General features: G+C 73.3%; 23 protein-coding genes, 1 tRNA gene and 1 other RNA gene. 16 read left to right on the top strand and 9 right to left on the bottom strand.

Features of this window, described 5'->3' with window-relative positions:
- Positions 1–72: 72 nt before the first annotated feature.
- Positions 73–624 (bottom strand): isopentenyl-diphosphate Delta-isomerase, encoded by a 552-nt coding sequence (gene idi, locus ACFYE1_RS15390; protein ID WP_387744716.1) that lies wholly within the window; start codon positions 622–624, stop codon positions 73–75.
- A 122-nt stretch (positions 625–746) separates the two neighbouring features.
- Between idi and ACFYE1_RS15385 the strand changes: the two genes are divergently transcribed.
- From ACFYE1_RS15385 to tgt, 5 genes are all read left to right on the top strand, one after another.
- Complete coding sequence (locus ACFYE1_RS15385; protein ID WP_387744714.1) at positions 747–1,688, top strand: pseudouridine synthase; 942 nt, start codon at positions 747–749, stop codon at positions 1,686–1,688.
- Entirely contained in the window at positions 1,685–2,944 is a 1,260-nt protein-coding gene (locus ACFYE1_RS15380) for a DUF418 domain-containing protein (protein WP_387744712.1), read from the top strand. Before ACFYE1_RS15385 ends, ACFYE1_RS15380 begins: the two co-directional genes overlap by 4 nt.
- A gap of 41 nt (positions 2,945–2,985) precedes the next feature.
- Positions 2,986–4,266 (top strand): glycoside hydrolase family 76 protein, encoded by a 1,281-nt coding sequence (locus ACFYE1_RS15375; protein WP_387744709.1) that lies wholly within the window; start codon positions 2,986–2,988, stop codon positions 4,264–4,266.
- 97 nt (positions 4,267–4,363) lie between these two features.
- Positions 4,364–4,906 (top strand): NUDIX hydrolase family protein, encoded by a 543-nt coding sequence (locus ACFYE1_RS15370; RefSeq protein ID WP_368809148.1) that lies wholly within the window; start codon positions 4,364–4,366, stop codon positions 4,904–4,906.
- 109 nt (positions 4,907–5,015) lie between these two features.
- Positions 5,016–6,317 (top strand): tRNA guanosine(34) transglycosylase Tgt, encoded by a 1,302-nt coding sequence (gene tgt, locus ACFYE1_RS15365; protein ID WP_387744707.1) that lies wholly within the window; start codon positions 5,016–5,018, stop codon positions 6,315–6,317.
- Here tgt and ACFYE1_RS15360 read toward each other — a convergent pair.
- The 3 genes from ACFYE1_RS15360 to ACFYE1_RS15350 form a co-directional block, all read right to left on the bottom strand.
- Positions 6,299–6,766 carry a universal stress protein gene (locus ACFYE1_RS15360; RefSeq protein WP_387744704.1) on the bottom strand — a complete coding sequence of 156 codons (468 nt, stop codon included), beginning with the start codon at positions 6,764–6,766 and terminating at the stop codon, positions 6,299–6,301. The genes tgt and ACFYE1_RS15360 overlap by 19 nt on opposite strands.
- A gap of 133 nt (positions 6,767–6,899) precedes the next feature.
- Positions 6,900–7,391 (bottom strand): universal stress protein, encoded by a 492-nt coding sequence (locus ACFYE1_RS15355; protein WP_387744702.1) that lies wholly within the window; start codon positions 7,389–7,391, stop codon positions 6,900–6,902.
- A gap of 67 nt (positions 7,392–7,458) precedes the next feature.
- Complete coding sequence (locus ACFYE1_RS15350; RefSeq protein ID WP_387744722.1) at positions 7,459–7,878, bottom strand: Lrp/AsnC family transcriptional regulator; 420 nt, start codon at positions 7,876–7,878, stop codon at positions 7,459–7,461.
- Positions 7,879–8,045: 167 nt separating this feature from the next.
- On the opposite strand from ACFYE1_RS15350, the gene ACFYE1_RS15345 reads away from it, so the two are divergent.
- On the top strand, positions 8,046–8,237 hold the full coding sequence (locus ACFYE1_RS15345; protein ID WP_387744699.1) for a hypothetical protein: 192 nt from the start codon (positions 8,046–8,048) through the stop codon (positions 8,235–8,237).
- Positions 8,238–8,442: 205 nt separating this feature from the next.
- The gene (locus tag ACFYE1_RS15340; protein ID WP_387744696.1) at positions 8,443–9,996 is read left to right on the top strand and encodes an alanine/glycine:cation symporter family protein; all 1,554 of its coding nucleotides are present in this window, start codon (positions 8,443–8,445) and stop codon (positions 9,994–9,996) included.
- A gap of 101 nt (positions 9,997–10,097) precedes the next feature.
- Here ACFYE1_RS15340 and ACFYE1_RS15335 read toward each other — a convergent pair whose 3' ends face one another.
- On the bottom strand, positions 10,098–10,820 hold the full coding sequence (locus ACFYE1_RS15335) for a TVP38/TMEM64 family protein (RefSeq protein ID WP_387744693.1): 723 nt from the start codon (positions 10,818–10,820) through the stop codon (positions 10,098–10,100).
- Positions 10,821–10,881: 61 nt separating this feature from the next.
- Here ACFYE1_RS15335 and ACFYE1_RS15330 point away from each other — a divergent pair, with 61 nt between their 5' ends.
- Both ACFYE1_RS15330 and ACFYE1_RS15325 read left to right on the top strand, forming a co-directional pair.
- Positions 10,882–11,355: an SRPBCC family protein gene (locus ACFYE1_RS15330; protein WP_387744690.1), complete on the top strand. Its 474-nt coding sequence runs from the start codon at positions 10,882–10,884 to the stop codon at positions 11,353–11,355.
- Positions 11,356–11,398: 43 nt separating this feature from the next.
- The gene (locus ACFYE1_RS15325) at positions 11,399–12,202 is read left to right on the top strand and encodes an MBL fold metallo-hydrolase (RefSeq protein ID WP_387744688.1); all 804 of its coding nucleotides are present in this window, start codon (positions 11,399–11,401) and stop codon (positions 12,200–12,202) included.
- Between the two features lie 161 nt (positions 12,203–12,363).
- Here ACFYE1_RS15325 and ACFYE1_RS15320 read toward each other — a convergent pair whose 3' ends face one another.
- Positions 12,364–13,077 carry a queuosine precursor transporter gene (locus ACFYE1_RS15320; protein WP_387744685.1) on the bottom strand — a complete coding sequence of 238 codons (714 nt, stop codon included), beginning with the start codon at positions 13,075–13,077 and terminating at the stop codon, positions 12,364–12,366.
- 228 nt (positions 13,078–13,305) lie between these two features.
- Here ACFYE1_RS15320 and ACFYE1_RS15315 point away from each other — a divergent pair, with 228 nt between their 5' ends.
- Both ACFYE1_RS15315 and ACFYE1_RS15310 read left to right on the top strand, forming a co-directional pair.
- The gene (locus ACFYE1_RS15315) at positions 13,306–14,163 is read left to right on the top strand and encodes a hydroxymethylpyrimidine/phosphomethylpyrimidine kinase (protein ID WP_387744682.1); all 858 of its coding nucleotides are present in this window, start codon (positions 13,306–13,308) and stop codon (positions 14,161–14,163) included.
- Positions 14,164–14,368: 205 nt separating this feature from the next.
- On the top strand, positions 14,369–15,037 hold the full coding sequence (locus ACFYE1_RS15310) for a TetR/AcrR family transcriptional regulator (protein WP_387744679.1): 669 nt from the start codon (positions 14,369–14,371) through the stop codon (positions 15,035–15,037).
- Here the strand turns inward: ACFYE1_RS15310 and ACFYE1_RS15305 are convergent.
- Positions 15,021–15,368 carry a type II toxin-antitoxin system VapB family antitoxin gene (locus ACFYE1_RS15305; protein WP_387744676.1) on the bottom strand — a complete coding sequence of 116 codons (348 nt, stop codon included), beginning with the start codon at positions 15,366–15,368 and terminating at the stop codon, positions 15,021–15,023. The two genes, ACFYE1_RS15310 and ACFYE1_RS15305, sit on opposite strands and share 17 nt — an antisense overlap.
- 64 nt (positions 15,369–15,432) lie before the next feature.
- Positions 15,433–16,806: a hypothetical protein gene (locus tag ACFYE1_RS15300; RefSeq protein ID WP_387744673.1), complete on the bottom strand. Its 1,374-nt coding sequence runs from the start codon at positions 16,804–16,806 to the stop codon at positions 15,433–15,435.
- Positions 16,807–16,986: 180 nt separating this feature from the next.
- Between ACFYE1_RS15300 and ACFYE1_RS15295 the strand changes: the two genes are divergently transcribed.
- Complete coding sequence (locus ACFYE1_RS15295; protein WP_387744670.1) at positions 16,987–17,688, top strand: hypothetical protein; 702 nt, start codon at positions 16,987–16,989, stop codon at positions 17,686–17,688.
- Positions 17,689–17,809: 121 nt separating this feature from the next.
- Here the strand turns inward: ACFYE1_RS15295 and ACFYE1_RS15290 are convergent.
- A tRNA-Ser gene (locus tag ACFYE1_RS15290) sits at positions 17,810–17,894 on the bottom strand.
- Positions 17,895–18,026: 132 nt separating this feature from the next.
- On the opposite strand from ACFYE1_RS15290, the gene ffs reads away from it, so the two are divergent.
- From ffs to ACFYE1_RS15270, 4 genes are all read left to right on the top strand, one after another.
- Positions 18,027–18,123, top strand: an RNA gene (gene ffs, locus ACFYE1_RS15285) — signal recognition particle sRNA small type.
- Between the two features lie 75 nt (positions 18,124–18,198).
- Positions 18,199–21,300, top strand: a complete 3,102-nt coding sequence (locus ACFYE1_RS15280) for a DNA polymerase III subunit gamma and tau (protein WP_387744668.1) — start codon at positions 18,199–18,201, stop codon at positions 21,298–21,300.
- Positions 21,301–21,390: 90 nt separating this feature from the next.
- Positions 21,391–21,987: a recombination mediator RecR gene (gene recR, locus ACFYE1_RS15275; protein ID WP_387744665.1), complete on the top strand. Its 597-nt coding sequence runs from the start codon at positions 21,391–21,393 to the stop codon at positions 21,985–21,987.
- Between the two features lie 101 nt (positions 21,988–22,088).
- Positions 22,089–23,375 carry an aspartate kinase gene (locus tag ACFYE1_RS15270; RefSeq protein WP_387744662.1) on the top strand — a complete coding sequence of 429 codons (1,287 nt, stop codon included), beginning with the start codon at positions 22,089–22,091 and terminating at the stop codon, positions 23,373–23,375.
- Positions 23,376–23,414: the final 39 nt, after the last annotated feature.

Genomic DNA, 23,414 nt, shown 5'->3' with positions numbered 1-23,414 from the left:
CATCCTGTGACGAGGAGCCCGTTCCTCATCTCAGCGACGCACCCGCGCCAAGAACCTCATGCCCCACAACAGCTAGGGGCCGACCGCGGCCCGTCCCGTGAGCGCCCCGCGCAGCCGGTCGTCCGCGATCTGCTCGAGCAGCCAGGGGCTGAGCAGGAACGGCGCGGCCTCCGCCGCGGCGAACAGCTCCTCCGGGGCGATCCAGGCGACCTCCGCGACCTCCTCTGCCAGCGGGCGCGGCTTCCCGGTGGCCCGCGCCACGTAGACGGGGCAGAACTCGTTCTCCACGATCCCGGAGGCGTCCACGGCCCGATAGCGGAAGTCGGGCAGCACCTCCGTCATCGCCGTCACCTCGAAGCCCAGCTCCTGGCCGGCCCTGCGCGCGAGGGCCTCGACGAACCCCTCGCCGGGGCCGGGGTGGCCGCAGAAGCTGTTGGTCCACACCCCGGGCCAGGTCTTCTTCGCGAGCGCCCGTCGGGTCAGCAGCAGCCGCCCGTCGTCGTCGAGGACGTAGCACGAGACCGCGAGGTGAAGAGGGGTGTCCGTGGTGTGCACCCCGGCCTTGGGCGCGGTCCCGACGGGACGGTGCGCGTCGTCCAGGAGGACGACTTCTTCGACTGACATGGGCCTCGTTCCGGTCGGCGGGCGGGTGACGGTGCGCGCCCATTCTCGCAGGATCGGCGGGCCGGTGGTACGCGGGCCCACCGAGTGGACAACGGGGCACGGTCGGAGCACGATCGGGAACCATGCGACGACGTCGGCCAGCCCCCGCCCCCCTGCCGCTGCGGGACGGGGTGGACCCGGTCCGGGTGCGGCTGCCGGCCGCGGAGCCCGGAGCGCCCGGAACCGTCCGCGGCTACCTGCTGCGCAGGTTCCCCGCGTCCGCGGCCGAGCTCGACGACCTCTTCGCGGCCGGCGGGATCGTCGACGACGACGGGCAGCCCCTCGCCCACGACGCCCCCTTCCGCCCCGGTGGCTCGGTCTGGTACCACCGCGCCCTGCCCCAGGAACCGGAGCTGCCCGGGGACCTGCCGGTGCTGTTCGAGGACGAGTGGCTGCTGGCGGTCGACAAGCCGCACGGGCTGCCCACCACGCCGCGCGGCGGGTTCGTGGCGCAGAGCGCGCTCGTGAAGCTGCGCCGCTCCCGCCGCGAGGACCGGCTCTCGCCGCTGCACCGGCTCGACCGCGGCACCGCCGGGGTCCTGCTGCTCTCGCGGGACCCCGCCACCCGGGGCCGGTTCCAGACCCTTTTCCAGGAGCGGGCGGTGGCCAAGGAGTACGAGGCCGTGGCCGGGCACCGGCCGGGGCTGCGCCTCCCGCGCCTCGTCGAGTCCCGCATCGTCAAGGACGGCACGTCCCTCCAGGCGCGGGAGGTGCCGGGTCCCGTCAACGCCCGCACCGCGGTCGAGGGAGCCGGCCCGCCGTTCGCGGACCCGGAGGGGACGTGGGCCCGCTATGCCGTCCGGCCCGAGACCGGGCGCACCCACCAGATCCGGGTGCACCTGGCCGGACTGGGCATCCCCGTGCGCCACGACCCCCTGTACCCGGAGGTGCGCCCGGCCGGCGCCGAGGACCCCGGCCGGCCGCTGCAGCTGCTGGCCCGCAGGATCGCCCTCGTCCACCCGGTGACCGGCGAGCCGCTCGTGCTCGAGAGCCGCCGTGCCCTGATGCCCGGGGACGCCGCGTGAACGCGCCGCACTCTCCCCGGGCGACGGTCCGCGTCCCGGCGCCGGACGTGGCCCGGGGGCTGATGCTCTGGGTCATCGCGGTCGCCAACGTCACCGTGTGGATCTGGGCGGCCGGACCCACCGACGGCCCCCGGGACCGGACGCTGGGGACCGGTGCGGACACGGCGGGATGGACGGCCGATGACGTCGTCAACATGGCCATGTCGATGCTCGTGGACGGTCGCGGCTTCCCCCTGTTCTCGTTCCTGGTCGGCTACGGTGCGGGCCAGATCGCCGCGCGGGAGGCCGCCCGGAGGACTCCTCTGCCCCTCGCGCAGCAGCTGCTGCTGCGCCGCTACGGCTGGCTGCTGCTCGTGGGGGCGCTGCACGCGTGCCTGCTCTTCCCCGGGGACATCATCACGGCCTACGCGTTCGGGGGACTTTTCCTGGCCCTGCTGATCACCGCGTCCACACGCGTCCTCGTCGTCCTCACGGGCCTGGGTGCGGCCCTGATGGTTCTCTACGGCGCGGCCGGCTGGGCCGCCCGGAACCCCGGCACCGTGCGCTTCCCGAGCCTCGTGGCGGAGTCCCCGCAGGAATCGCTGACCCTGGGCGTGGCCGAGGGGATCGCGGTGGTCACCCTCGCCCCGATCCAGCTGCTGGGACTGCTGCCCATGATGCTGCTCGGGCTGGCCCTGAGCCGGTACCGCGTGCTCGAGGACCCCGGGCCCCGCCGCGGCCGGCTGCTGGGCACCGCTGTGGTCTGCATCGCGCTGGGGCTGGCCACGGGCACCGGCACCGGGCTCCTGACCACGGACCGGCTCGAGCCCTCCCCGACCGGCGGGTCCGTGATCACCGGCATGGACGCGGTGACCGGGGCCGCGCAGGGGATCGGCTACGCGCTCGTGGTGGCACTGGTCTGCGACCGGGTGCTGCGCCGCACCCCAGGCCCTCGGACCGAGGCAGGCACCCTCCGGGCGCGGGAGCATCCCGCGCTGTGGTCGTTGCAGGCGCTCGGCCGCCGGTCGATGAGCGGCTATCTCGCGCAGTCCGTGCTGTTCACCGTGCTGCTGCCCCCGTTCGCGCTGGGCCTCGGCCGCTCCCTGACGCCCACCGCCGCGCTGCTGCTCGGTTCCGCCGTGTGGCTGGCCACGCTGCTCGGCGCGGCCATGCTGGAGCGGCGCGGCCTGCCCGGACCGGCCGAGGCCCTGCACCGGCGGCTCTACCTCGGTCCCGCACGGGACCGCAGCGGACCGCCGCCCCCGGCGAGCGCCTAGGCTCGGAGCCAGCACTTCTCCCCGCCAGCACAGGAGCCCCCATGTCCCCGACGACCGATGCCAACGCCGCGCACCGCGCTGCGGCCGCCGAGCCCACCGGACGCCCTGCGCGCACCGAGCACACCGGTCCCGCAAGCCCCGCCGCCACGGCCGCGGAGCGCGCCGACAAGGCCGCCCACTCGGTCCGGGAGCTGTTCGGCGGGCGGGCGCTGGGGGTGCCCGGGACACTGCTCGGCGCCCCGGCGCACCCGCGTCCCACGTCCCCGAAGGCCCCGTGGCACTACTGGTGGCAGGCGCACCTGCTCGACGCGCTGGTGGACGCCGGGCTCCGGCACCGGGACGATCCCGCGCGGGCCGGGCAGTACCGCCGCGATGGACACCGCCTGCTGCGGGGCATCACCCTGCGCAGCGGCGGCCGGGTGACCCACAACTCCTACTACGACGACATGGCGTGGCTGCTGCTGGCCGTGGGCCGCCTCGCCGCACTGGACCGTGCCCTGACCGGCCGCCCGGACCTTGCGTGCCTCGACGCGGGCAGCGCCCTGCTGGCACGGCTCGAGCGGGGCCACACCGGGGACCTCGGCGGCGGCGTCTTCTGGAACACCCGCCACGACGTCAAGAACACGGCGTCCTCCGCGCCCACGGCCCTCGGTTTCGCGCGCACGCACCGCCGGGAGCAGGCCGGCGCGGTGCTCGACTGGCTGCGGGCCACCCTCTGGAACCCGGAGCGGAAGGTCTTCCACGACGGTCTGCGCCTGGTCGCCGCCGGATCCGGCACCGAGGTCGCGCGCCGGGACGAGAGGCTGTTCAGCTACAACTCCGGGCCCGTGCTCGGCGTGCTCCTCGAGCTTGCGGACGCCCCGGACCGGGGCGAGCAGGAGCGGGCGGACCTGCTGCGCACGGCCGCCGACGTGGTGGCCGGCGCCGCGGAGGGGTACGGCCGCGAGCTGGACGGACGCCGTGTCCTGCGCACCCACGGCGGCGGGGACGGCGGCCTGTTCAGCGGGATCCTGGCCCGGTACCTCGCCGATGCCGCCCTGCACCCGGCCCTGCCCGCCGCGGCGCGACGCACCGCGGCCGCGCTCGTGACGGGCACCGCCGACGCCCTGTGGGCGGGCCGGCGGGAGTTCGACCCGGCGGTGGACTTCAGCGCGCCCGGCAGCACGGCCCTGACGACCGCCGGCGAGACGGTGGCGATCTTCTCCCCGGACCCGGCGCGGCACGCCAACGAGTCGCAGCGCCCCGGCGTGCCGGTCGAGCTGTCCACCCAGGTGCAGGCCTGGACGGTCCTGGAGGCGGCCGCCCGCCTGGCCCGCCACTGAGCGGGTCCGGGGTCCCCGGCTCCGCTGAGCGCTGAACCGGCCGCCCGGGGCGGTGGCGGCCGTGGCCCCGCCCGGGGTCTTGGGATAGAACAGCAGTATGAACTTCCTCCGCACCCCCGATCCGAACCCCGGTTGGCTCAACGAGGACGATCTGCAGGAGGCACGCCGCCGCCTGCCGATGGTCTACGTGCAGGCCCTGCCGGTCCGGCTCGACCCGCTGGGCTACCTCTCCGAGATCGGGCTGCTGCTGCAGGCGACCCCCGAGGGAGAGATGATGTACACGTTCGTGTCCGGGCGGGTCCTGTACCGGGAGACCATCCGGGCGGCGCTGCTGCGCCACCTGGAGAAGGACCTGGGCGCCATGGCGTTCCCGCAGCTGCCGGTGTCCACGACGCCCTTCGCCGTGGCCGAGTTCTTCCCCTCGCCGTCCGAGACCGGGCTGACCGACGACCGCCAGCACGCCGTGGCGCTGAGCTACATCGTGCCGGTGCGCGGGGAGTGCAGCCCGCGCCAGGACGCCCTGCAGCTGTCCTGGATGAGCCCCGAGGAGGCGCTCAGCCCCGAGGTGCAGGCGGAGTTCGCGGGCGGCCGCGGAGACCTGGTGCGCCAGGCAGTGGCCCACGCCGGCTGGGGCCGCTGAGCGGCGCCACCGGCGCACCGGACCCGTCCGGCCCCGCGGCGCGCGGTGACGCGGCGTCCGGCGGGTGCACGCGGGCATCCGCCCCCGGGAGGTGGCGCACAATGGACGGGTGCCCGCACCAGACGAGACCCTGCGTCCCTCCGCCGCCCGCTCCGACTTCGGCTTCGAGGTGGAGCACCGACTCGCCGAGACCGCCACGATCCCCGGCGGGCGCGTCGAGGCCAACGGCGGCCCGTTCCTGGGCCGCACCGGGACCATCACCACCCCGCACGGGACGATCCGGACCCCCGCCTTCGTGCCCGTCGGCACCGCCGCCACCGTCAAGGCCGTGCTGCCCGAGTCCATGGCGGAGCTCGGCGCGCAGGCCCTGCTCGCCAACGCCTACCACCTCTACCTCCAGCCCGGTGCGGACGTCCTGGACGCCGCGGGCGGGCTCGGCACGTTCATGAACTGGCCGGGTCCCACGTTCACGGACTCCGGGGGCTTCCAGGTCATGTCCCTGGGCTCGGGGTTCCGGAAGGTCATCGACATGTCCACGGTCGCGGCCTCGGCGGCGGGGGACGACGACGTCGCGACCGGCAAGGAGCGCATGGCGCGGGTCGACGACGACGGGGTCACGTTCACGTCCCACATCAACGGGGACGTCCACCGTTTCACCCCGGAGATCTCGATGCAGGTGCAGCACCGGCTGGGCGCGGACATCATGTTCGCGTTCGACGAGCTGACCACGCTGCACAACTCCCGCGGCTACCAGGAGACGTCCCTCGAGCGGACCGGCCGGTGGGCGCGGCGGTGCGTCGCCGAGCACGCCCGGCTGACCGAGGAGCGCGCCGACCGGCCGTACCAGGCCCTGTTCGGCGTGATCCAGGGCGCCCAGTACGAGGACCTGCGCCGCACGGCGTGCCGGGACCTGGGCGCGATGGACTTCGACGGGTACGGGATCGGCGGGGCCCTCGAGAAGGAGAACCTCGGCACGATCGTGCGCTGGTGCAACGAGGAGCTGCCCGAGGACCGGCCCCGGCACCTGCTGGGGATCTCGGAGCCGGACGACATCTTCCCGGCCCTCGAGAACGGTGCGGACACCTTCGACTGCGTCTCCCCCACCCGGGTGGCCCGCGGCGGCGCCGTCTACGCCCCGGACGGCCGCTTCACCGTCAGCAACGCCCGCTTCCGCACGGACTTCACCCCGATCGACGACGGCTGCGACTGCTACACGTGCGCCCACTACACCCGGGCGTACCTGCACCACCTGTTCAAGGCCAAGGAGCGCTTGTCCGCGACGCTCACGTCGATCCACAACGAGCGGTTCGTCGTGCGCCTGGTGGACGGCGCCCGCGAGGCCATGGCGGACGGGACCTACTTCGAGTACCGGGACGAGGTCCTGGGCCGCTACTACGCGTGCCGGTCCTGAGCCGTCCCGTGCGTCCCGGGGTGCTCGTGGATCACAAGCACCGGGCACTTGGCGTGGGAGACGCACGCGGCACTGACCGAGCCCAGCAGCATCCCGCGGAACCCGCCGTGGCCCCGGCGCCCGACGACGAGCATCGTGGCGTCCTCGCTCTCGTGCACCAGGACCTTCGACGGGTGGCCGAACACCACGGTGGTGCTGAGCCCGGCCGGCACGTCGTCGCCGAACGCCGCCCGGACCGCCTCGTCCACCCGCTTGCGGGTGATCTCGTCGAAGTTGTCGCTGCCCAGCGGGACGTACCCGGCGTACTCGGGCGGGTAGTCCCAGGCCGCGACCGCCCGGATGTCCGCGCCGAGAGTCGGCGCCATCCGCGCCGCCAAGCGCAGCGCCTCCACGGACTGCGGGGAGCCGTCGACCCCGACGACGATCGCTGCTGCGGTTCCGTTGCTCATGCCAGGTCCTTCGCTCTCGTGATCACGCCGACGTGATCAGTATCACAGAACAGGAGGTGCCACGCGCACGGTGGCGACAGGATGTCCTGACGGCCCGGGCGACCCGCTCCTCCGGCCGGCACGGACCGGGGTCTCAGCCGGCGGGCCCGGCGCCCTGCGCCTGCCCGGAGTCCTCCGCCGGCCCGATGCCGGCCGCCCCCTCGGGGAGGACGAGCACCGGGCACGGGGCGTGGGCGACGCACGCGGAGCTCGTGGACCCCATCAGCAGCCCCTTGAAGCCGCCGTGGCCCCGGCGCCCCACGACGAGCATCTCGGCCCCCTCGCCGTGGTGGATCAGAACCTTGGACGGGTGACCGAACTCCACCACGGTGCTGAGCCCGGCCGGCAGGTCCTCACCGAACGCCTCCCGGACCGCCCGGTCCACCCGCTTCCGGGCCAGTTCGTCGAAGTGGTCGTCCTTGAAGTGCACGAAGTTGACGTACTCGGGCGGGTTCTCCCACGCCCCCACCACCTTGACGGTCGCCCCGTACGCGGGCGCGAGGCGTGCGCCCCAGCGCAGCGCCTCCACGGACTGGGGGGACCCGTCCACCCCGACGACGACGACTGCTTCCGCTGGATTCTCCATGGCCGGTCCTCCACTGTGCTGACGACGGTGCTGTGCGGCCAGTATTCCAGAGCCCGGGGCGCCGCGCTCAGAGATGCGAGAGGATGACCGAGCTCCTCGTGTGGTTGACGCCCTTCCACTCCCTGATCCGGACCATGACGTCCTCGAGGTGGGTGGTGTTCTCCGCACGGATGAGGAAGATCCCGTCCGCCTCGCCGGTGACCGTGTACGCAGCGGTCACCTCGGGGATGCCGGCGACCATCGTGCGCATCATCGACGGCGACAGGCCGCCGTCGCAGTGCAGCTCCACGAAGGCCTGGATGTTCCACCCCAGGACCGACTCGTCGATCTCCGCGGTGAAGCGCTTGATGGCACCCGTCTGCTGCAGGACGTCCACCCGCCGCTTGACCGCAGGGGCCGACAGACCCACCTTGCTCCCGACCGCGGCGTAGCTGCGGCGGCTGTCCTGCATCAATGACGCAATGATTTGTCGGTCGATCTCGTCCAAACGCAACGTTTCGCCCCTTTGAAGACGGAGATACGGCTAGATTGATCACTATCCGCCCGATAGACTTTAGATGTCAACCGAGGCGCCGCTCTCCTGCGGACCACCAGCTCTTCCTGCCTCGGCCCCACGAACCCTCCCGCACCGCCCACAGAAAGCTTGATGCCCCCATGGCTCTCCTCCTCGTCTTCGGTCTCCCCGCCCTGCTCTTCACCGCCATCGGCCGGGCCGCCGCCCCCTCCCGCGGCTCCTCCGCGGGCAACGTCCTGCGCAACGCCGGCCAGGACCTGGCACGCGGCCTGCGCGTCTGCGCCATGACCGCCCCTCAGCACCTGGCCGGCGGCTCCCGCACCGGCCGTTGAGCCGGTCCCACCGCTGACGCCGCCCCGGCACCACCGGCGGCACGGCCTCCTCCCAGCGAAAGTCAGGGCTGCGAAGAGGCCGGGCCGTTTCGTTTCAACACTTCGTTGCCACGGCAAGATCGCTCTTTCGTCGACAAGCGTGTCTGTTGCCAAGCGGCTGTCCACAGGGTGTAGTTAGCGAATGGAGATTCTTCAAGCGTTACCCATGACCACGGTGGCCGAGGACGTCGAGTGGCTGGCTGCCATCGACGAAGCCATCAACTCGGCGTTCGCTCCCATCACCGAGGTCTTCTCGACCATCGTCTTCGTCCCGATCACCATCGCGGGCGTCAGCTTCCCGTTCGTCGTAGCCTGGCTCATCGCGGCCGGCGTGATCTTCACCCTCTACCTCGGCTTCATCCAGTTCCGCGGTCTCAAGGTGTCCTGGGACGTGGTGCGGGGCAAGTTCTCGTCCAAGGACGACCCCGGTGAGGTCCCCCACTTCCAGGCGCTGACCTCTGCGCTGTCCGGAACCGTGGGGCTGGGCAACATCGCCGGTGTGGGCGCGGCGATGGCGCTCGGCGGGCCCGGCGCGACCTTCTGGATGATCTGCGCCGGCCTGCTCGGCATGGCCACGAAGTTCGCGGAGTGCACCCTGGGCGTGAAGTACCGCGAGGTCCACGAGGACGGCACCGTCAGCGGTGGTCCGTTCAGGTACCTGCTCGTCGCGTACGGCAGGTTCGGCAGCGTCGTCGCCAAGATCTTCACCGGCATCTTCGCCGTCGCGATCCTCCTCTTCGGCGCGGCCGGCGGCAACATGTTCCAGGCCAACCAGACGTTCGCGCAGGCCCGCAACGTGACGGGCGGCCCCGACGGCTTCCTCGGCAGCGCCGGGGCGGCCCTCATCTTCGGGCTGATCCTCGCGGGCTTCGTGGGACTGGTCATCATCGGCGGCATCAAGTCCATCGGCGCCACCACCAGCCGGCTCGTGCCGGCCATGGCCGCCGTCTACGTCACCGCGTGCCTGATCGTCATCCTCGTCAACATCGGTCAGGTCCCGGCCGCTATCGCTGCGATCATCGACGGCGCCTTCTCACCGGAGGGCATGGCCGGTGGCGTCCTGGGCGTCATGATCGTGGGCTTCCAGCGCGCGGCCTTCTCCAACGAGGCTGGTCTCGGCTCCGCCCCGATCGCCCACTCGGCGGTCAAGACCCGCCGCCCCGTGAGCGAGGGGTTCGTGGCGATGTTCGAGCCCTTCGTGGACACCGTGGTGATCTGCACCATGACGGCCCTGGCCATCGTCATCGCCAGCGCCCCCAGCCTGCAGGCCGGCATGGACCAGGTGCAGGCCGGTGGAGGCGCTCCCGACGGCGTCATCCTCACCTCGGACGCGTTCGCCACGGTCATTCCCTGGTTCCCGATCATCCTGGCCATCGCGGTGATCCTGTTCGCCTTCTCGACCCTGATCACCTGGTTCTACTACGGGCTCAAGGCGTGGGAGTTCCTGTTCGGGCGCAGCCGCACCAGCGACAACATCTTCCGCTTCATCTACCTGTTCTTCACCGTGGCCGGCTCCGTCCTGACCTTCAGCGAGGTCATCGCCTTCGCCGACGCGGCGCTGTTCGTCTGCGGCTTCGTCAACCTGCTGGGCGTCTACCTGCTCCTGCCCGTCATCAAGAAGGAGATGAAGGAGTACCTCGCCGACCGCAAGAGCGGCAAGCTCCACCTCCTCGGCAAGGAGCCGACGGACGGATCCACCGCGGTCCGCGACAAGGCCTAGCCGGACGGTCGTGGCCAGGCGGCCACACCGAGCGGCTCCCGCCCGGTCCTCGTCCCGAGGGCCGGGCGTCGCCGTGCCCAGGACCCGCGGAGCGGATGCGCCTACTCGGCGGTCCCGACGCCGTCGGCATCGGGCGCGCGCTGGGACTCGCGCCGGGACCGCCGCCAGGCGAGCACGCCCACGACCACCACGACCGCCCAGGAGGCGGCGACCACCGCCAGGGCCTGCCACGACGGCCGGGACGTGAACGCCCCGACGGCGGCGAAGCTCACCTGACCCGGCATCCCGCCCAGCAGGGTGGCGCCGAGGTAGTCGCGCTGCGGGATGCGCACGAGCCCCGCGCCGTAGCTGAGGGTCCAGTTGGGCACGACGGGACGGAGCACGAGCACCGTGAGGAAGCCCTTGCCGACGAGCTTGCGCTCCACCACCTCGAGACGGCTGCCCACGAGCCGGTACAGGGCGTCGCGGCCGAGGTACCGGGCCAGCCAGTACCCCAGCCAGGCTCCGAGCGTGGTGGCGACGACCCCGACCACGCTGCCCTGCGCCATGCCGAAGAGGAATCCCCCCGACACGGCCATGATCGTCACCGGGACCGGCGTGGCCGCCACGAGGACGAACACCGCCGCGAAGACGAGGGGGCCCCACGCGCCGAAGCCCTCGACGAAGGCACGGACCTGCTCCACGGTGGGCAGCTCGTGGCCGATGAGGTACCAGACGGCCACGGCCAGCAGCAGCAGGAGCGCACCGCCCTTGAGCGCGGTGACCCAGGCCGGCCGCGTGCCGGGCTCACGGGACCCCGGGTCCCGCGCAGGTTCGGTGCTCACGTGCGCCACTGTACCGACCGCCGCCGCGGGGGCCGAGCGGGACCGGGGGACAATGGGAGGCATGGACGTCACCGATCTGGACCCCGCGGAGGTCTTCTCCGTCTCCCACGCCTTCCCGCATCCCCCGGCCGCGGTCTTCGCCGCCTTCACCGAACCGGACCGGCTCGCCGCCTGGTTCGGCCCGCCGGGCTGGAGCGTGTCCCGGGAGTCGGTGCTGCTCGAGGTCAGGCCCGGGGGCCGGCAGCGCTTCCGCATGCTCCATGACGCCGACCCCGCCCAGGTCGCCCCGGTGCACGGCACCTATCTGCGCGTCGAGCGGGACGCCCTGCTCGAGGGCCGCGAGGCGCTGCCCGGACCGGACGGCGAGCCCACCTCGAGTCACGTGCTGACGCGCACCGAGTTCGTCGCCGCCGGGGAGGGCGGCACCCTGCTGGTGCTCACGCAGGGGCCGCTGCCCGCCGCGGTGCATCCGGGAGCGGCCGCGGCGTGGCGCGGCTCTTTCACGAGGCTCGAGGCCCTGCTGGCCGAGGACTGAGCCGGGCTGCCGGTCCCCCGCCGGGCTCGGATAGTCTGCCCGCATGACCCAGGACGCCGGCATCCGCACCACCGCACTGGCCCGGCGGCTGACCGCCCCCAACCCGGGCCCCATGACCCTGGACGGCACCAACTCGTGGCTGATCGGGGCGCCGGGGCAGCAGGACGTCGTCGTGGTGGACCCGGGCCCGGCCGACCGCGGCCACCTGGCCGCCCTGGCCGCCGCGGGGCGGACCGTGCTGACGCTGATCACGCACCGCCACGCCGACCACACCGAGGCCGTCGACGACTTCCACGCGCTCACCGGCGCGCCCGTGCGCGCCTTCCTGGCGGAGTTCTGCCGCGACGCCGACCCGCTGGTCGACCGCGAGACGATCGAGGCCGCCGGGTGCCGGATCCGGGTGCTGCACACGCCCGGGCACACCTCCGACTCCGTGAGCTTCCACCTGCCCGACGACGCCCCGGCCGCGGACGGGGGCGCCGCGGTGCGCGCCGCGGGCTCGGTGCTCACGGGGGACACGGTCCTGGGGCGGGGGACCACGATGCTCGACCACCCGGACGGGAGCCTGGGCGACTACCTGCGCTCGCTGCAGCGACTGGCGGTGCTGGGCGAGGCCCTGGTGCTGCCGGCGCACGCGGACGTGCGGGAGGACGTGGAGGCGGTGTGCGAGGAACTCCTCGAGCACCGGATGCAGCGCCTCGCCGAGGTCCGGGAGGCCCTGCGGGTCCTAGGCCGTGCCGCGACGCTCGAGGCCATCACGGCGCGGATCTACGTCGACGTCCCGGCCCACGTGCTGCCCGCCGCCCGGAGCTCGGTGGGCGCGCAGCTGGCCTATCTCGGCTTCTGAGCCGCGCGGCGGCTCCGTCGCTCACGGTGCCGGCGGTCGGCCGCGAGACCGCTCTGGTCACGCGCACGACCAGGGCGATCACCACCCCGGTGGCCGTGCGGAGGTCCATGCGCCCGTCGTCGGGCCGCGCCCCGCACCCGGCGGCCGTCCGCCCGTCCCCGTCAGCGCAGGGGTGCGAGGGACTCCTCCGCGACGGCGGTCTCGCGGTAGGTCGGCTCCCTGCGCTTGAGCCACCCGATCACGGCGTAGGTCACCGGCATGACCAGCACCTCGACCAGGACCTTGTACACGTAGCCCACCAGCACGTAGTTGAGGAAGTCGCCCGTCGTGGTGATGCCGATGACCGGGGCCGCCACGGTGCAGAAGATCACGGTGTCCACCAGCTCGCCCACCAAAGTCGAGCCGATGAGCCGTGCCCACAGGTGCCGCTCCCGCGTGCGAGCCTTGATCCGGACCATCACGAACGCGTTGAGCAGCTGCCCCGCGAGATAGCCCAGCAGGGAGCCGGCCACGATGAGCGGGACGGGGCCGAGGACGGACTCGAAGGCCGCCTGGCCCTCGTAGAACTCCGCGGGCGGCAGGGCGATGACGAGCCAGAACACGACAGAGGAGAACAGTCCCGCGCCGAAGGACGTGACGATGGCCCGGCGTGCGGCCCGGAAGCCGTAGACCTCCGCCACGACGTCGCCCAGGACATAGGCGAGGGGGAAGAGGAAGAAGCCTCCGTCGGTGATGACGGGACCGAACGCGACTCCCTTGGTCGCGGCGACGTTGGAGAGCACCAGGATCACGCAGTACGCCGCCACGACGAGGTCGAAGTAGGTGCGGGGACGGCGGGCGAACCCGGTGGGGGCAGGGCCGGCGGAAGAGGACACGGTCGGTCACCAATCTGTATTGACGCGGCGCCGGCCCGCTCGGGGCGGGCGCCGTGGTTCGATCTGTGAGGTGTGCTGGGCGGCCGCGGAGGCGCCCGCCTGCCACCCGGGAACCCCTGTCCCGCCGCCGCGCGTCCCGTGCGGGGAGCGCGTGCCGGCCGGAGACCGTCCGACAGTCTAGCCCCGTCGGTTGGCCCCGGCACCGCGCGAGGGCGCAGAATGGCTCCCATGACCGACACCAGCACCGTTCCCACGCCCACCGCCGCGGGCCCCGACGACCAGCCGTCCGTCGCCCTGACGATCGCCGGCTCCGAGGCCACCGGTGGCGCCGGCGCGCAGGCGGACCTCAAGACCTTCCAGGAGCTCGGGGTCTTCGGTTCCCTCGCGCTGACCTGCATCGTGTCCTTCGACCCGTCCGCGGACTGGGGCCACCGCCTGTTCCCCGTGCCGCAGGACGTCCTGCGGCAGCAGCTCGAGGCGATCACGGCCGCCCACGCGCTCGACGCCGTGAAGATCGGCATGCTGGGCAGCCCCGAGACCATCGCCACCACGGCCGAGGTGCTCACCGCGCTGGCGCCGCGCCACCTCGTCCTCGACCCGGTCCTCATCTGCAAGGGCCAGGAGCCCGGCGCGGCCCTGGACACGGACGAGGCGCTGAAGACGAAGATCCTGCCCCTGGCCACGTTCGTGACCCCGAACCACTTCGAGTCCCTCTCGCTGTCCGGCATGGACGAGATCAGCACGGTCGAGCACCTCGAGGAGGCCGCCCGGCGGATCCACAAGACGTCCGGTGCCGTGGTCCTCGCCAAGGGCGGTGTCCGGCTCGCCGGCTCCGACGCCGTCGACGTCTTCTACGACGGGACCACCCTCGAGGTGCTCTCCGAGCCCAAGGTCGGCGAGGTCCCCGTGGCCGGGGCGGGCTGCACGCTCGCCGCCGCGGTCGCCGCGGAGCTGGCGAAGGGGGCCGAGCCCCTCGAGGCGGCCCGCACCGCGAAGGCCTTCGTCTCCGCCGGCATCCGGCGCCGCATCACCTCGCGCGCCCCGTTCGACTCCCTCTGGCAGGGTGGCTCGGCCGCCGAGCGGTGAGCAGGCGACGACCCGGCCCCGGGATCGGTGCCCCGGCCGGGCTCGCCCGGCGCGGCTCCTTCTGGGTGTTTCCTGAACGTTTCCCCAGACTGTCTGCGCGGAGGAGGCCAATCCCTGGAAAGGGTGGTGTCATAGTCAGACACATCGTCACCAAGGCGCAGCAGAGTGTGCATAATTTGGTGACACGCATAGATAAGGTGTCATCATGCCTCGTATTTCTGCGGCCACCAACGCCGCGCAGCGGGAGAACACCAAACGAGCGATCCTCGACTCCTTCGGCCAGCTGCTCTACCAGCAGGGCCTCACCGGACTGACCATGACGCACGTGGCCAAGAACGCCGGCGTGGGCCGCACCGCGGTCTACAACTACTTCGCGGACATGGGTGAGCTCCTGGTGGCCTACGCCCTGGACGAGACCGGGCGGTTCATGACCGACCTGCGCCGCGACCTGCAGGGCGTCGCCAACCCGGTCGACCGGCTCGCCGTCTACATTCGTGCCCAGATCGAGGACCTCACCCGGCGCCACCTGCCCCCGGGCCCCACCATGCGCACCGTCCTCTCCCCCGAGGACTACCAGAAGCTGGGCGAGCACGTGGGCGAGCTGCAGGGCCTGCTGGCCGCGATCCTGCGGGACGCGATCGGCCAGGCCTATCTGCCGGCGGGCGACATCTCGGAGCTGGCCGCCCTGGTGCACGGGTCCCTGACCGCCGCCGCGGACCGCGGCCAGAACTCCGACCAGGACCGGGCGGCACGGGAGCAGCACATCCGCTCCACCGTCCGCTTCATCCAGCTGGGCCTGGGGGCGCAGTTCGACGCCGAGGGCCACCCCGTGCCGCTCGCGCCCGAGCGCCCGCCCCTCAGCGCGGCGTCCTGACCGACTCCGGCTCGGCCCCCCGCGCGCCCCGCACGGGGGAGAGCTCCAGCACGCGCGCGTACAGAACGGTGCGGTGGTGCAGCGCGGCACGCAGCGCCCGGTGGAGCCCGTCCTCCAAGTAGAGGTGGCCGTCCCACCGCACCACGTGCGGGAAGAGGTCGCCGTAGAAGGTGGAATCGGCGTCCAGCAGGGTCGCCAGGTCCAAGGTGGTCTTCGTGGTGATCAGCTCGTCCAGCCGGACCTGACGCGGCGCGATGCCGGACCAGTCGGTCGGCGTGACGAGGCCGTGGTCCGGGTACGGACGGGAGTCGCCCACGGCCTTGAAGATCATGCGTTCATCCTAGTGGCGGGTCCCGCAGGGAGCCCCTGCGGGGCCCGCCGGCGCGTGCCGGAGGTCAGTTCCGGGTCACGGTGACGGCCCGGGTGGTGGCGTTCCACTCGATCCGGCCTCCGGTGTAGTCCTGGGCCACACCGCCCGGGGTGCTGTACTCGTCGGTGGTCGGGTAGCCCAGGCCCCGCTCGTGACCCAGCGCCGCCCACTTCCGGCCGATGGCCCCGTACTCCTTGATCGCGTTCGAGCCGGTGCCTGCCGACCACAGGATCTTGGTCCGTTTCCCGGACGCGTCGAAGAGCTGGTAGGCGCCGCCGTCGGCGGCCCGCCGCTCGTCCGTCAGCGGCGGCCCGTAGCTGCTCGCGTAGCCGCCGGCCGCGAACTTCCTGCCGATGGACCCGCCGTAGTCGACCACCCGGGTCCCGGTGGTCCTGGACCAGTAAAGGGCCTTGTCCCGGCCGTCGGCGCCGGCGAAGCGCTGGTAGACGGAGCCGTGCCCGGAGGCGTACTCCGCGCTGACCGGGGTGGCCCACGAGGTGCCGCCCAGCGCCGCCCACGTGCGCCCGATCGCACCGGTGAGCTGGTAGCCGTTGACGACGTCGTTGCCGGTCGGCGAGACGGTCTCGGGCTTCGGTGCCGTGCCGGCGCCCGAGTAGAGACGGTCGACGTCGTCGCCGACCAGGTCCGCCAGGTCGTAGTTGGTGTGGTGCAGCCCGGGCATCACCACGCGGTCCGCCTGCGGGAAGCCGGCCTTCTGGTAGGCGGCCGCGCCCTTGCCGGCCGCCTCCAGCGCGGACCAGGTGGACGGCTGGGTGGCGCCGTAGCTGTCGAGGGAGCCCACGTACCAGGTCGGGTCCGTGGCCCTGAGCGCGGCGTCGGGGGTGCTCTCGAGCCTTCCGTTGTAGACGCCGCCGCCGCCGATCAGGGTCGATCCGCCGCCGCGGATCCAGCCGGCGCGGTCGGAGAGCACCTCGGTGGAGATGAACTCGGCGCCGCCGGAGTATCCGGCCAGGTGGATGCGGGTCGCGTCGACACGCTGCTCGGCGACGATCTTGGCCGCCAGGGCGCGGAACCAGTCCCCGACCGCTTCGCTGTTGGAGGTCCAGGACCGGTTGGCCGGGGCGATCGGCACGACGAGGATCATGTTCCTGGCCGCGGCCCGGTCGGCCATGGCCTTGAGCATCGAGGTACTGGGGCGCTGGGCGTAGTACTGTCCGTCGCCGTCGAAGTAGAAGACCACGCCGACGGTCTTCGAGCGGTCCACACCGGCGTCGTAGAGGTGGTACTGGGAGGAGATCCCGGCGGCGGTGTAGACCGTGTTGGTCGTCGAGGCATGGGCCGGTGCGGCCGTGCCGGCCACCGTCCCGGTCAGCAGCGCGCCGGCCAGGAGAGCGGCGGGGAGGGCGGTCGAGGGCATGGGGAATGAGGGCAGCTTCATGAGGACCTCTTGGGGGGAGAGAGGACGGGGGAGCGCAACCGGGGGGCAGTTGCGAGCGCGGCGAAACAGCCCGTTCCGCCACACCAGCAGGGTATTGCATTAGTGAACGCACGGGGTGGGACGACGTAACGTTACGATGTGCTCCTGTTCCCTCGTCTTCCCCCCGGAGAGCCCGCCCCCATGCCCTTTCGCCCCCTCGCCCTGTCCGTCCTGCTCCTCCTCGCTCCCGTCCCGGGAGCCGCCCACGCCGCCGAGACCGAGCCCCCTCCCGCGCCGGCCGTGGACTCCCCCGCCGGAGCGCCGTCGCCCGCGCCTCCGGCCGTCGACGATCCGGCCGACCCCCGGCCGGGGACCGGCCCCGAAGAAAACCCCACCGCCGCACCCGGGCCCGGTGGCGCCCCTGCGCCCGAGGCCGGCAGCACGACGCCCGGCGCACGGCCCGCCCCCGACGGGCACGTGGCCCCGGAGCCGGGCGGAGTCCGCGCCGAGGAGGCCCGTGCAGGAGATGACCGTGCGGAGGCGGTCACCGGTACGCCGCCGGACCCGGCCGAGGACGCAGACGCGGATGCGGACGCTGCGGAGCTTCCCGCCCTGGAGCGTGCCTCCTTCGTCGGGTCCGGCACCGCCGTGGCCCACCGCCCCGGCTCCGGAGCGCTGGTCCGGCACGAGTCCGCACTCGGAGCCCAGGTCCTGACCGGGCGGCAGCAGGCGACTCCCGGGACGCTCACGCGCATCTCGCTGGGGACCGTGACCCGGGTTCCCGCGCAGGACGCGGCCGGGGACTCCACCACCACGGGGTGGGTCGCGGGGCTCTCGGCACTGGGCGCCGCGGCGGCCGCCGTCGTCGCCCGCCGGTCCCGGGCACGCCGCGTCGACTCCTGAACGTCCGCGGGGGGCCTCCGCGGCGGGACCACGAGTCGAGAGGACCACGAGCCGGCGGGACCACGAGAAAGAGCCCCGCACCAGGGACGTTCTTCCCGGTGCGGGGCTCTTGCTGCGAGTGCGGAGGATGGGGGATTTGAACCCCCGAGGGCGTGAACCCAACACGCGTTCCAGGCGTGCGCCATAGGCCGCTAGGCGAATCCTCCAGGCATGCACGTCACGGCGGCCTGACGGCGCCGGAACATGCGGGGTCCAGCATAACCGAACCGCCGGGCAATGCCGAATCCACGGCTCCGCCCCGGGTTTCGACCCGCCCCGCCGCATCCGCTAGACTCTCTGACAGCCCCTCGCGTGGCGTCATCCTGTTGAACTCCCCCAGGACCGGAAGGTAGCAAGGGTAAATGGGCTCTGGCGGGTGCGCGAGGGGTCTTCTCGTCCCCGCGGCGGCCCGCGCCCCCAGCGCCGATCCGCCCGGCCCGCCCGTCGGATTCCGTCGCTAAGGTGTCGTCTGTGACTACCGCCCTGTACCGCCGCTACCGCCCGGAGACCTTCGAGGACGTCATCGGTCAGGAGCACGTGACCGAACCCCTGATGACGGCGCTGCGCAAGGACAGGGTCAGCCACGCCTACCTCTTCTCCGGTCCGCGCGGCTGCGGCAAGACCACGTCCGCCCGCATCCTGGCCCGCTGCCTCAACTGCGCGGAGGGCCCCACCGCCACCCCGTGCGGCCGCTGCGACAGCTGCCGCGACCTGGCCCGGGACGGCGCCGGGTCCCTCGACGTGATCGAGATGGACGCGGCCAGCCACGGCGGCGTGGACCACGCCCGCGACCTGCGCGAGCGCGCCACGTTCGCGCCCGTCCGGGACCGGTACAAGATCTTCATCATCGACGAGGCGCACATGGTGACGCGCGAGGGCTTCAACGCCCTGCTCAAGATCGTCGAGGAGCCGCCCGAGCACATCAAGTTCATCTTCGCGACGACCGAGCCGAGCAAGGTCCTCACGACCATCCGGTCCCGCACCCACCACTACCCCTTCCGCCTGGTCCCCACCGAGCCGCTCATGCACTACCTGGAGCAGCTCTGCGCCGAGGAGCACGTGCAGGTGGCCCCGGGGGTGCTCTCCCTCGTGGTCCGCGCCGGCGCCGGATCCGTGCGCGACACCCTCTCCGTCCTCGACCAGCTCATGGCCGGCTCCGACGAGCAGGGCATCGGCTACGACCTCGCCGTGGCGCTGCTGGGCTACACGCACGGTGCCCTGCTCGACGACGTGGTGGACGCCTTCGCGTCCGGGGACGGCGCCACGGTCTTCCGCGCGGTGGACCGGGTGGTGCAGACGGGCCAGGACCCGCGCCGCTTCGTGGAGGACCTCCTCGAGCGGTTCCGGGACCTCATCATCGTCAACGCGGTGCCGGAGTCCGCGGGCAACATCCTGCACGGCATGCCCCAGGACCAGATCGCGCGGCTGCGCAACCAGGCGTCCCAGCTCGGGGCGGCGGAGCTGTCCCGTGCCGCCGACATCACGAACACGGCCCTCACCGAGATGACGGGGGCCACCTCGCCCCAGCTGCACCTCGAGCTGCTGTGCGCGCGCATCCTCCTGCCGTCCTCGGAGGACACCACGCGCGGCGTCACGGCCCGCGTCGACCGGCTGGAACGGCGCCTGAGCATCGGCCGGGGCGCCGCCCCGGCCACCGCCCATGACGAGTCCGCCCCTGCGCCCGCCCGGTCCCCCGACACCTCCGCGGCCGCTCCGGATGCTGCGTCCGAGAGCAGGACCTCCTCGCAGCCCGCGGCAGCCCCCGCGCCGCAGCGGCCGGGTACGGACACGCCGGGCACGGACGCGCAGGAGACGGCCCTGCGGGCGCCGGCTCCGCGGGGGCGGCAGGGTGCGGGACCGGCCGCAGCAGCCCCCGAGCGGCCGTTCGCCCGGGAGGACGGCGGACCGGAGCGGCCCGGAGAACGGGAGCCGTCCAGCGAACGGGAGCGCCCTGCCGAGCCGCGGCAGCCCGCCGCCGCGGAGGAGGCGCCCCGCCAGGACACACCCCGGGCCGGGGAGCCGGGCGGCAACGAGATCGACCTGCTGCGCGCCTCCTGGCCGGAGATCGTCAATGCCCTGGCGGACATCCGCCGGGTCGCGTGGTTCACGGTCCAGCGCGGCACCCCGCAGTCCTTCGACGGCAGGGTGCTGCGCATCATGTTCGACGCCGAGGGCGACCTCATGAACTTCCCGCGCTTCGAGGACGACCTCCGGCAGGCGGTGCAGCAGATCCTCGGCATCGACTGCCGCGCGGAGGCCGTCCCCCCGGGCGGCGGTGGACACGGCCGGGGAGGTGGCGGCGGAACGCCGCGCGGCCCGGAACCGTCGACGCGCCCGCCCGGGCGCCGGAACGAACCGGGGCCCGAGACCGACGGGGACCGCCCCGGGCGGCGCGCTCCCGAGGACCGGGCCCCGGCAGACCAGGACCGGCGCCCCACGGGCCAGGACCGGCCGGGCGGCCCGCGCGGCCAGGACGAGCAGGCGACCCCGCCCCGGGCCGCGGGCACGCCCCCGGGCGACACACCGGCACCCGTGCCGGCACCCGTGCCGGCACCCGTGCCGGCATCCGCGCCGGAGTCGGCCGCGGACGCGGCACCCCAGGACGCGGCCCCCCGGGACGGGGACCGCGGCGGACCGGACCCGTGGGACGCGCACGGCAGGCCCGCCACGGACACGCCCCCGGAGTGGACCGACCCGGCCTGGGCCCAGGAGCCCGTGGACAGCTGGTCCGTGGCCGCGATCCCCCAGGGCGGAACCCCGCCCGAGCCCCCTGGGGAGGCCCCGGCTGGGGCCGTGCCCCGGGTTCCGGTGCAGCCCGAGACCCGGCCGCCGGGACCGGCGCGGACCACGGAGCACCCCGTCGGCGCGCAGCCCGCCCACCGACCGGCGCGTCCGGCCGAACCGGCGGCCGCGCCGCAGCGCGGACCCCGCCCCGACCACGGGACGGCCGGGCGCCCGGCCCGCGCGCTCCCCGGCGAGGCCCCGGGAGCACGGGACCGGGACGTCCACCCCTTGGACGACGACGTACCGCCGCCCCAGGAGCCCCCGTATCCGGACGAGCCCCCCTACCCCGACGGCTTCGACGATCCGGACGAGGCGCCCCCGGAGCAGTGGCGGCCCGCGGCCTCCGCCCGACAGACCCCAGCGCCCGCGGCCGGACGCGGCACCGGGAGCGGACCGGCAGGCAGCGCCACGACGACCAGCGCACGCCCGGCCGCACGCCCCGAAGATTCCCGGACCGCGACGGGCGCCACGAACCCGGCTCCGACGGCGTCCCCGGCCGCTGTCCCGGCCACCCCGCATCCGGAGCCTCCGGCAGCGGCTCCGGCCGACGCCGACCGGAACGCACGGCTGAGCTTCCGGGAGCGCCACGCCGCGGCCATCGCCGCGGGGCGGCAGGCACCCGCCTCCGCCGCGGCGCCGCAGGACACGGGCGTAGAATGGGACGACTCCTTCGTGCCCGGCTCGGACGACGAGGCGCTCGAGGACTCCACCCTCTACGGCCGCGCCGCGATCGAGCGGATCCTCGGGGGCATGCTGATCGAGGAGCGGGACCTCCAGACCGGGGAGTGAGCCGGGGCGCCCCACGCACCGGCACCCCGGTGACGCCGTGGCCGAGGACGAGCAGGAGGGCCGTGCACCGGCCCGGAAATCGAGGGAAACGTGTACGAAGGCGCTGTTCAGGATCTGATCGACGAGCTGGGCCGGTTGCCCGGCGTCGGGCCGAAGTCCGCGCAGCGGATCGCGTTCCACCTCCTCGACGCGGACAAGGATGACGTCCGGCGCCTGGCCGACGCCATGACGGCGGTCAAGGACAAGGTGAAGTTCTGCCGGATCTGCGGCAACGTGTCCGAGCTCGACGAGTGCGCCATCTGCCGCGATGCCCGCCGGGACGACAGCGTCATCTGCGTGGTCGAGGAGTCGAAGGACGTCATGGCCATCGAGCGCACCCGCAGCTTCCGCGGCCGGTACCACGTCCTGGGCGGGGCCATCAGCCCGATCCAGGGCATCGGCCCCGACCAGCTGCGCATCCGGGAGCTCATGACCCGGCTCTCCGGCGACACCGTGCAGGAGGTCGTGCTCGCCACGGACCCGAACCTGGAGGGCGAGGCCACCGCCACCTACCTCTCGCGCATGCTCAAGACCCTCGGGATCCGCGTGACCCGCCTGGCCTCCGGGCTTCCCGTGGGCGGCGACCTCGAGTACGCCGACGAGGTGACCCTCGGCCGGGCGTTCGAGGGCCGGACGGTCGTGGCCTGACCGGCCGCGCTACGATGTCCTGGTGCCCTGCCGCGGGGAGCAGGGGCACGGACCGGGCCGACCGCCGGAGCCCGGCCACCTCGACCACAGGAGTTGAACCCATGAGCCTGATCGTGCAGAAGTTCGGTGGATCCTCCGTCGCGGACGCCGACGGCATCCGCCGCGTTGCACGGCGGATCGTCGAGACGCGCAACCGGGGCCACGACGTCGTCGTCGTCGTCTCCGCGATGGGCGACACCACGGACGAGCTCCTGGACCTCGCCCACGAGGTCACCCGCAAGCCGCCGGCTCGCGAGCTCGACATGCTGCTCACCGCCGGTGAGCGCATGTCGATGGCGCTGCTGGCCATGGCGGTGTCCGGGATGGGCGCCCCGGCCCAGTCCTTCACCGGGTCCCAGGCCGGGATGGTCACCGACGGCGCCCACGGCGCCGCCCTGCTCGTGGAGGTGAACCCGCAGCGCGTGCGCGAGTCCCTGGACCAGGGCAACATCGCGATCATCGCCGGGTTCCAGGGCGTGCACCGCTCCACCAAGGACATCACCACCCTGGGCCGCGGCGGCTCGGACACCACTGCCGTGGCGTTGGCCGCCGCCCTGGACGCCGACGTCTGCGAGATCTACTCCGACGTCGACGGGGTGTTCACCGCCGACCCCCGCATCGCGCCCAAGGCGCGCAAGCTGGACGTGGTCAGCAGCGAGGAGATGCTCGAGCTCGCCGCCAACGGTGCGAAGATCCTGCACCTGCGCTGCGTCGAGTACGCCCGCCGCTTCGGCGTGAAGCTGCACGTCCGCTCGTCCTTCACCCACAACGAGGGCACCTGGGTCATCCCGGGCCCCGAAGACGCCGCCACCTCCCCGAAGGAGATCCCGTTGGAACAGCCGCTCATCGCCGGCATCGCCCACGACCGCACGCAGGCGAAGGTCACCGTCGTCGGGGTTCCCGACCGGCCCGGCATCGCCGCCCGGATCTTCCGGCTGCTCGCCGAGGCGAAGGTCAACGTGGACATGATCGTCCAGAACATCTCCACCGGCGACAACCCCCTGACGGACCTCTCCTTCACGGTGGACGAGTCCCAGGGGGACCTGGCCATGAGCCTGCTGCGCGCCGCCGAGGAAAAGATCGGCTACGCGGGCCTGGAGTACGACGACGAGGTCGGCAAGCTCTCCCTCGTGGGCGCGGGCATGAAGTCGAACCCCGGGGTGACGTTCACGTTCTTCGAGGCGCTCGCCGGCGCGAACATCAACATCGACATGATCTCCACCTCCGAGGTGCGGATCTCGGTGGTCACGGCCGCCGACCGGCTCGACGAGGCCGTGCGGGTGGTGCACCACGCCTTCGGCCTGGACTCCGAGGAGGAGGCCACGGTCTACGCGGGGACCGGCCGCTGACCACCGTGCCGCGCTCCACCGGTCCGTCGACGACGGGGC

The sequence above is a fragment of the Kocuria nitroreducens genome, assembly GCF_042879195.1.
GTDB lineage: Bacteria > Actinomycetota > Actinomycetes > Actinomycetales > Micrococcaceae > Kocuria > Kocuria nitroreducens.
The sequence above is the reverse complement of the archived record's forward strand: the minus strand, read 5'-3'. Positions and strand labels throughout refer to the sequence as shown.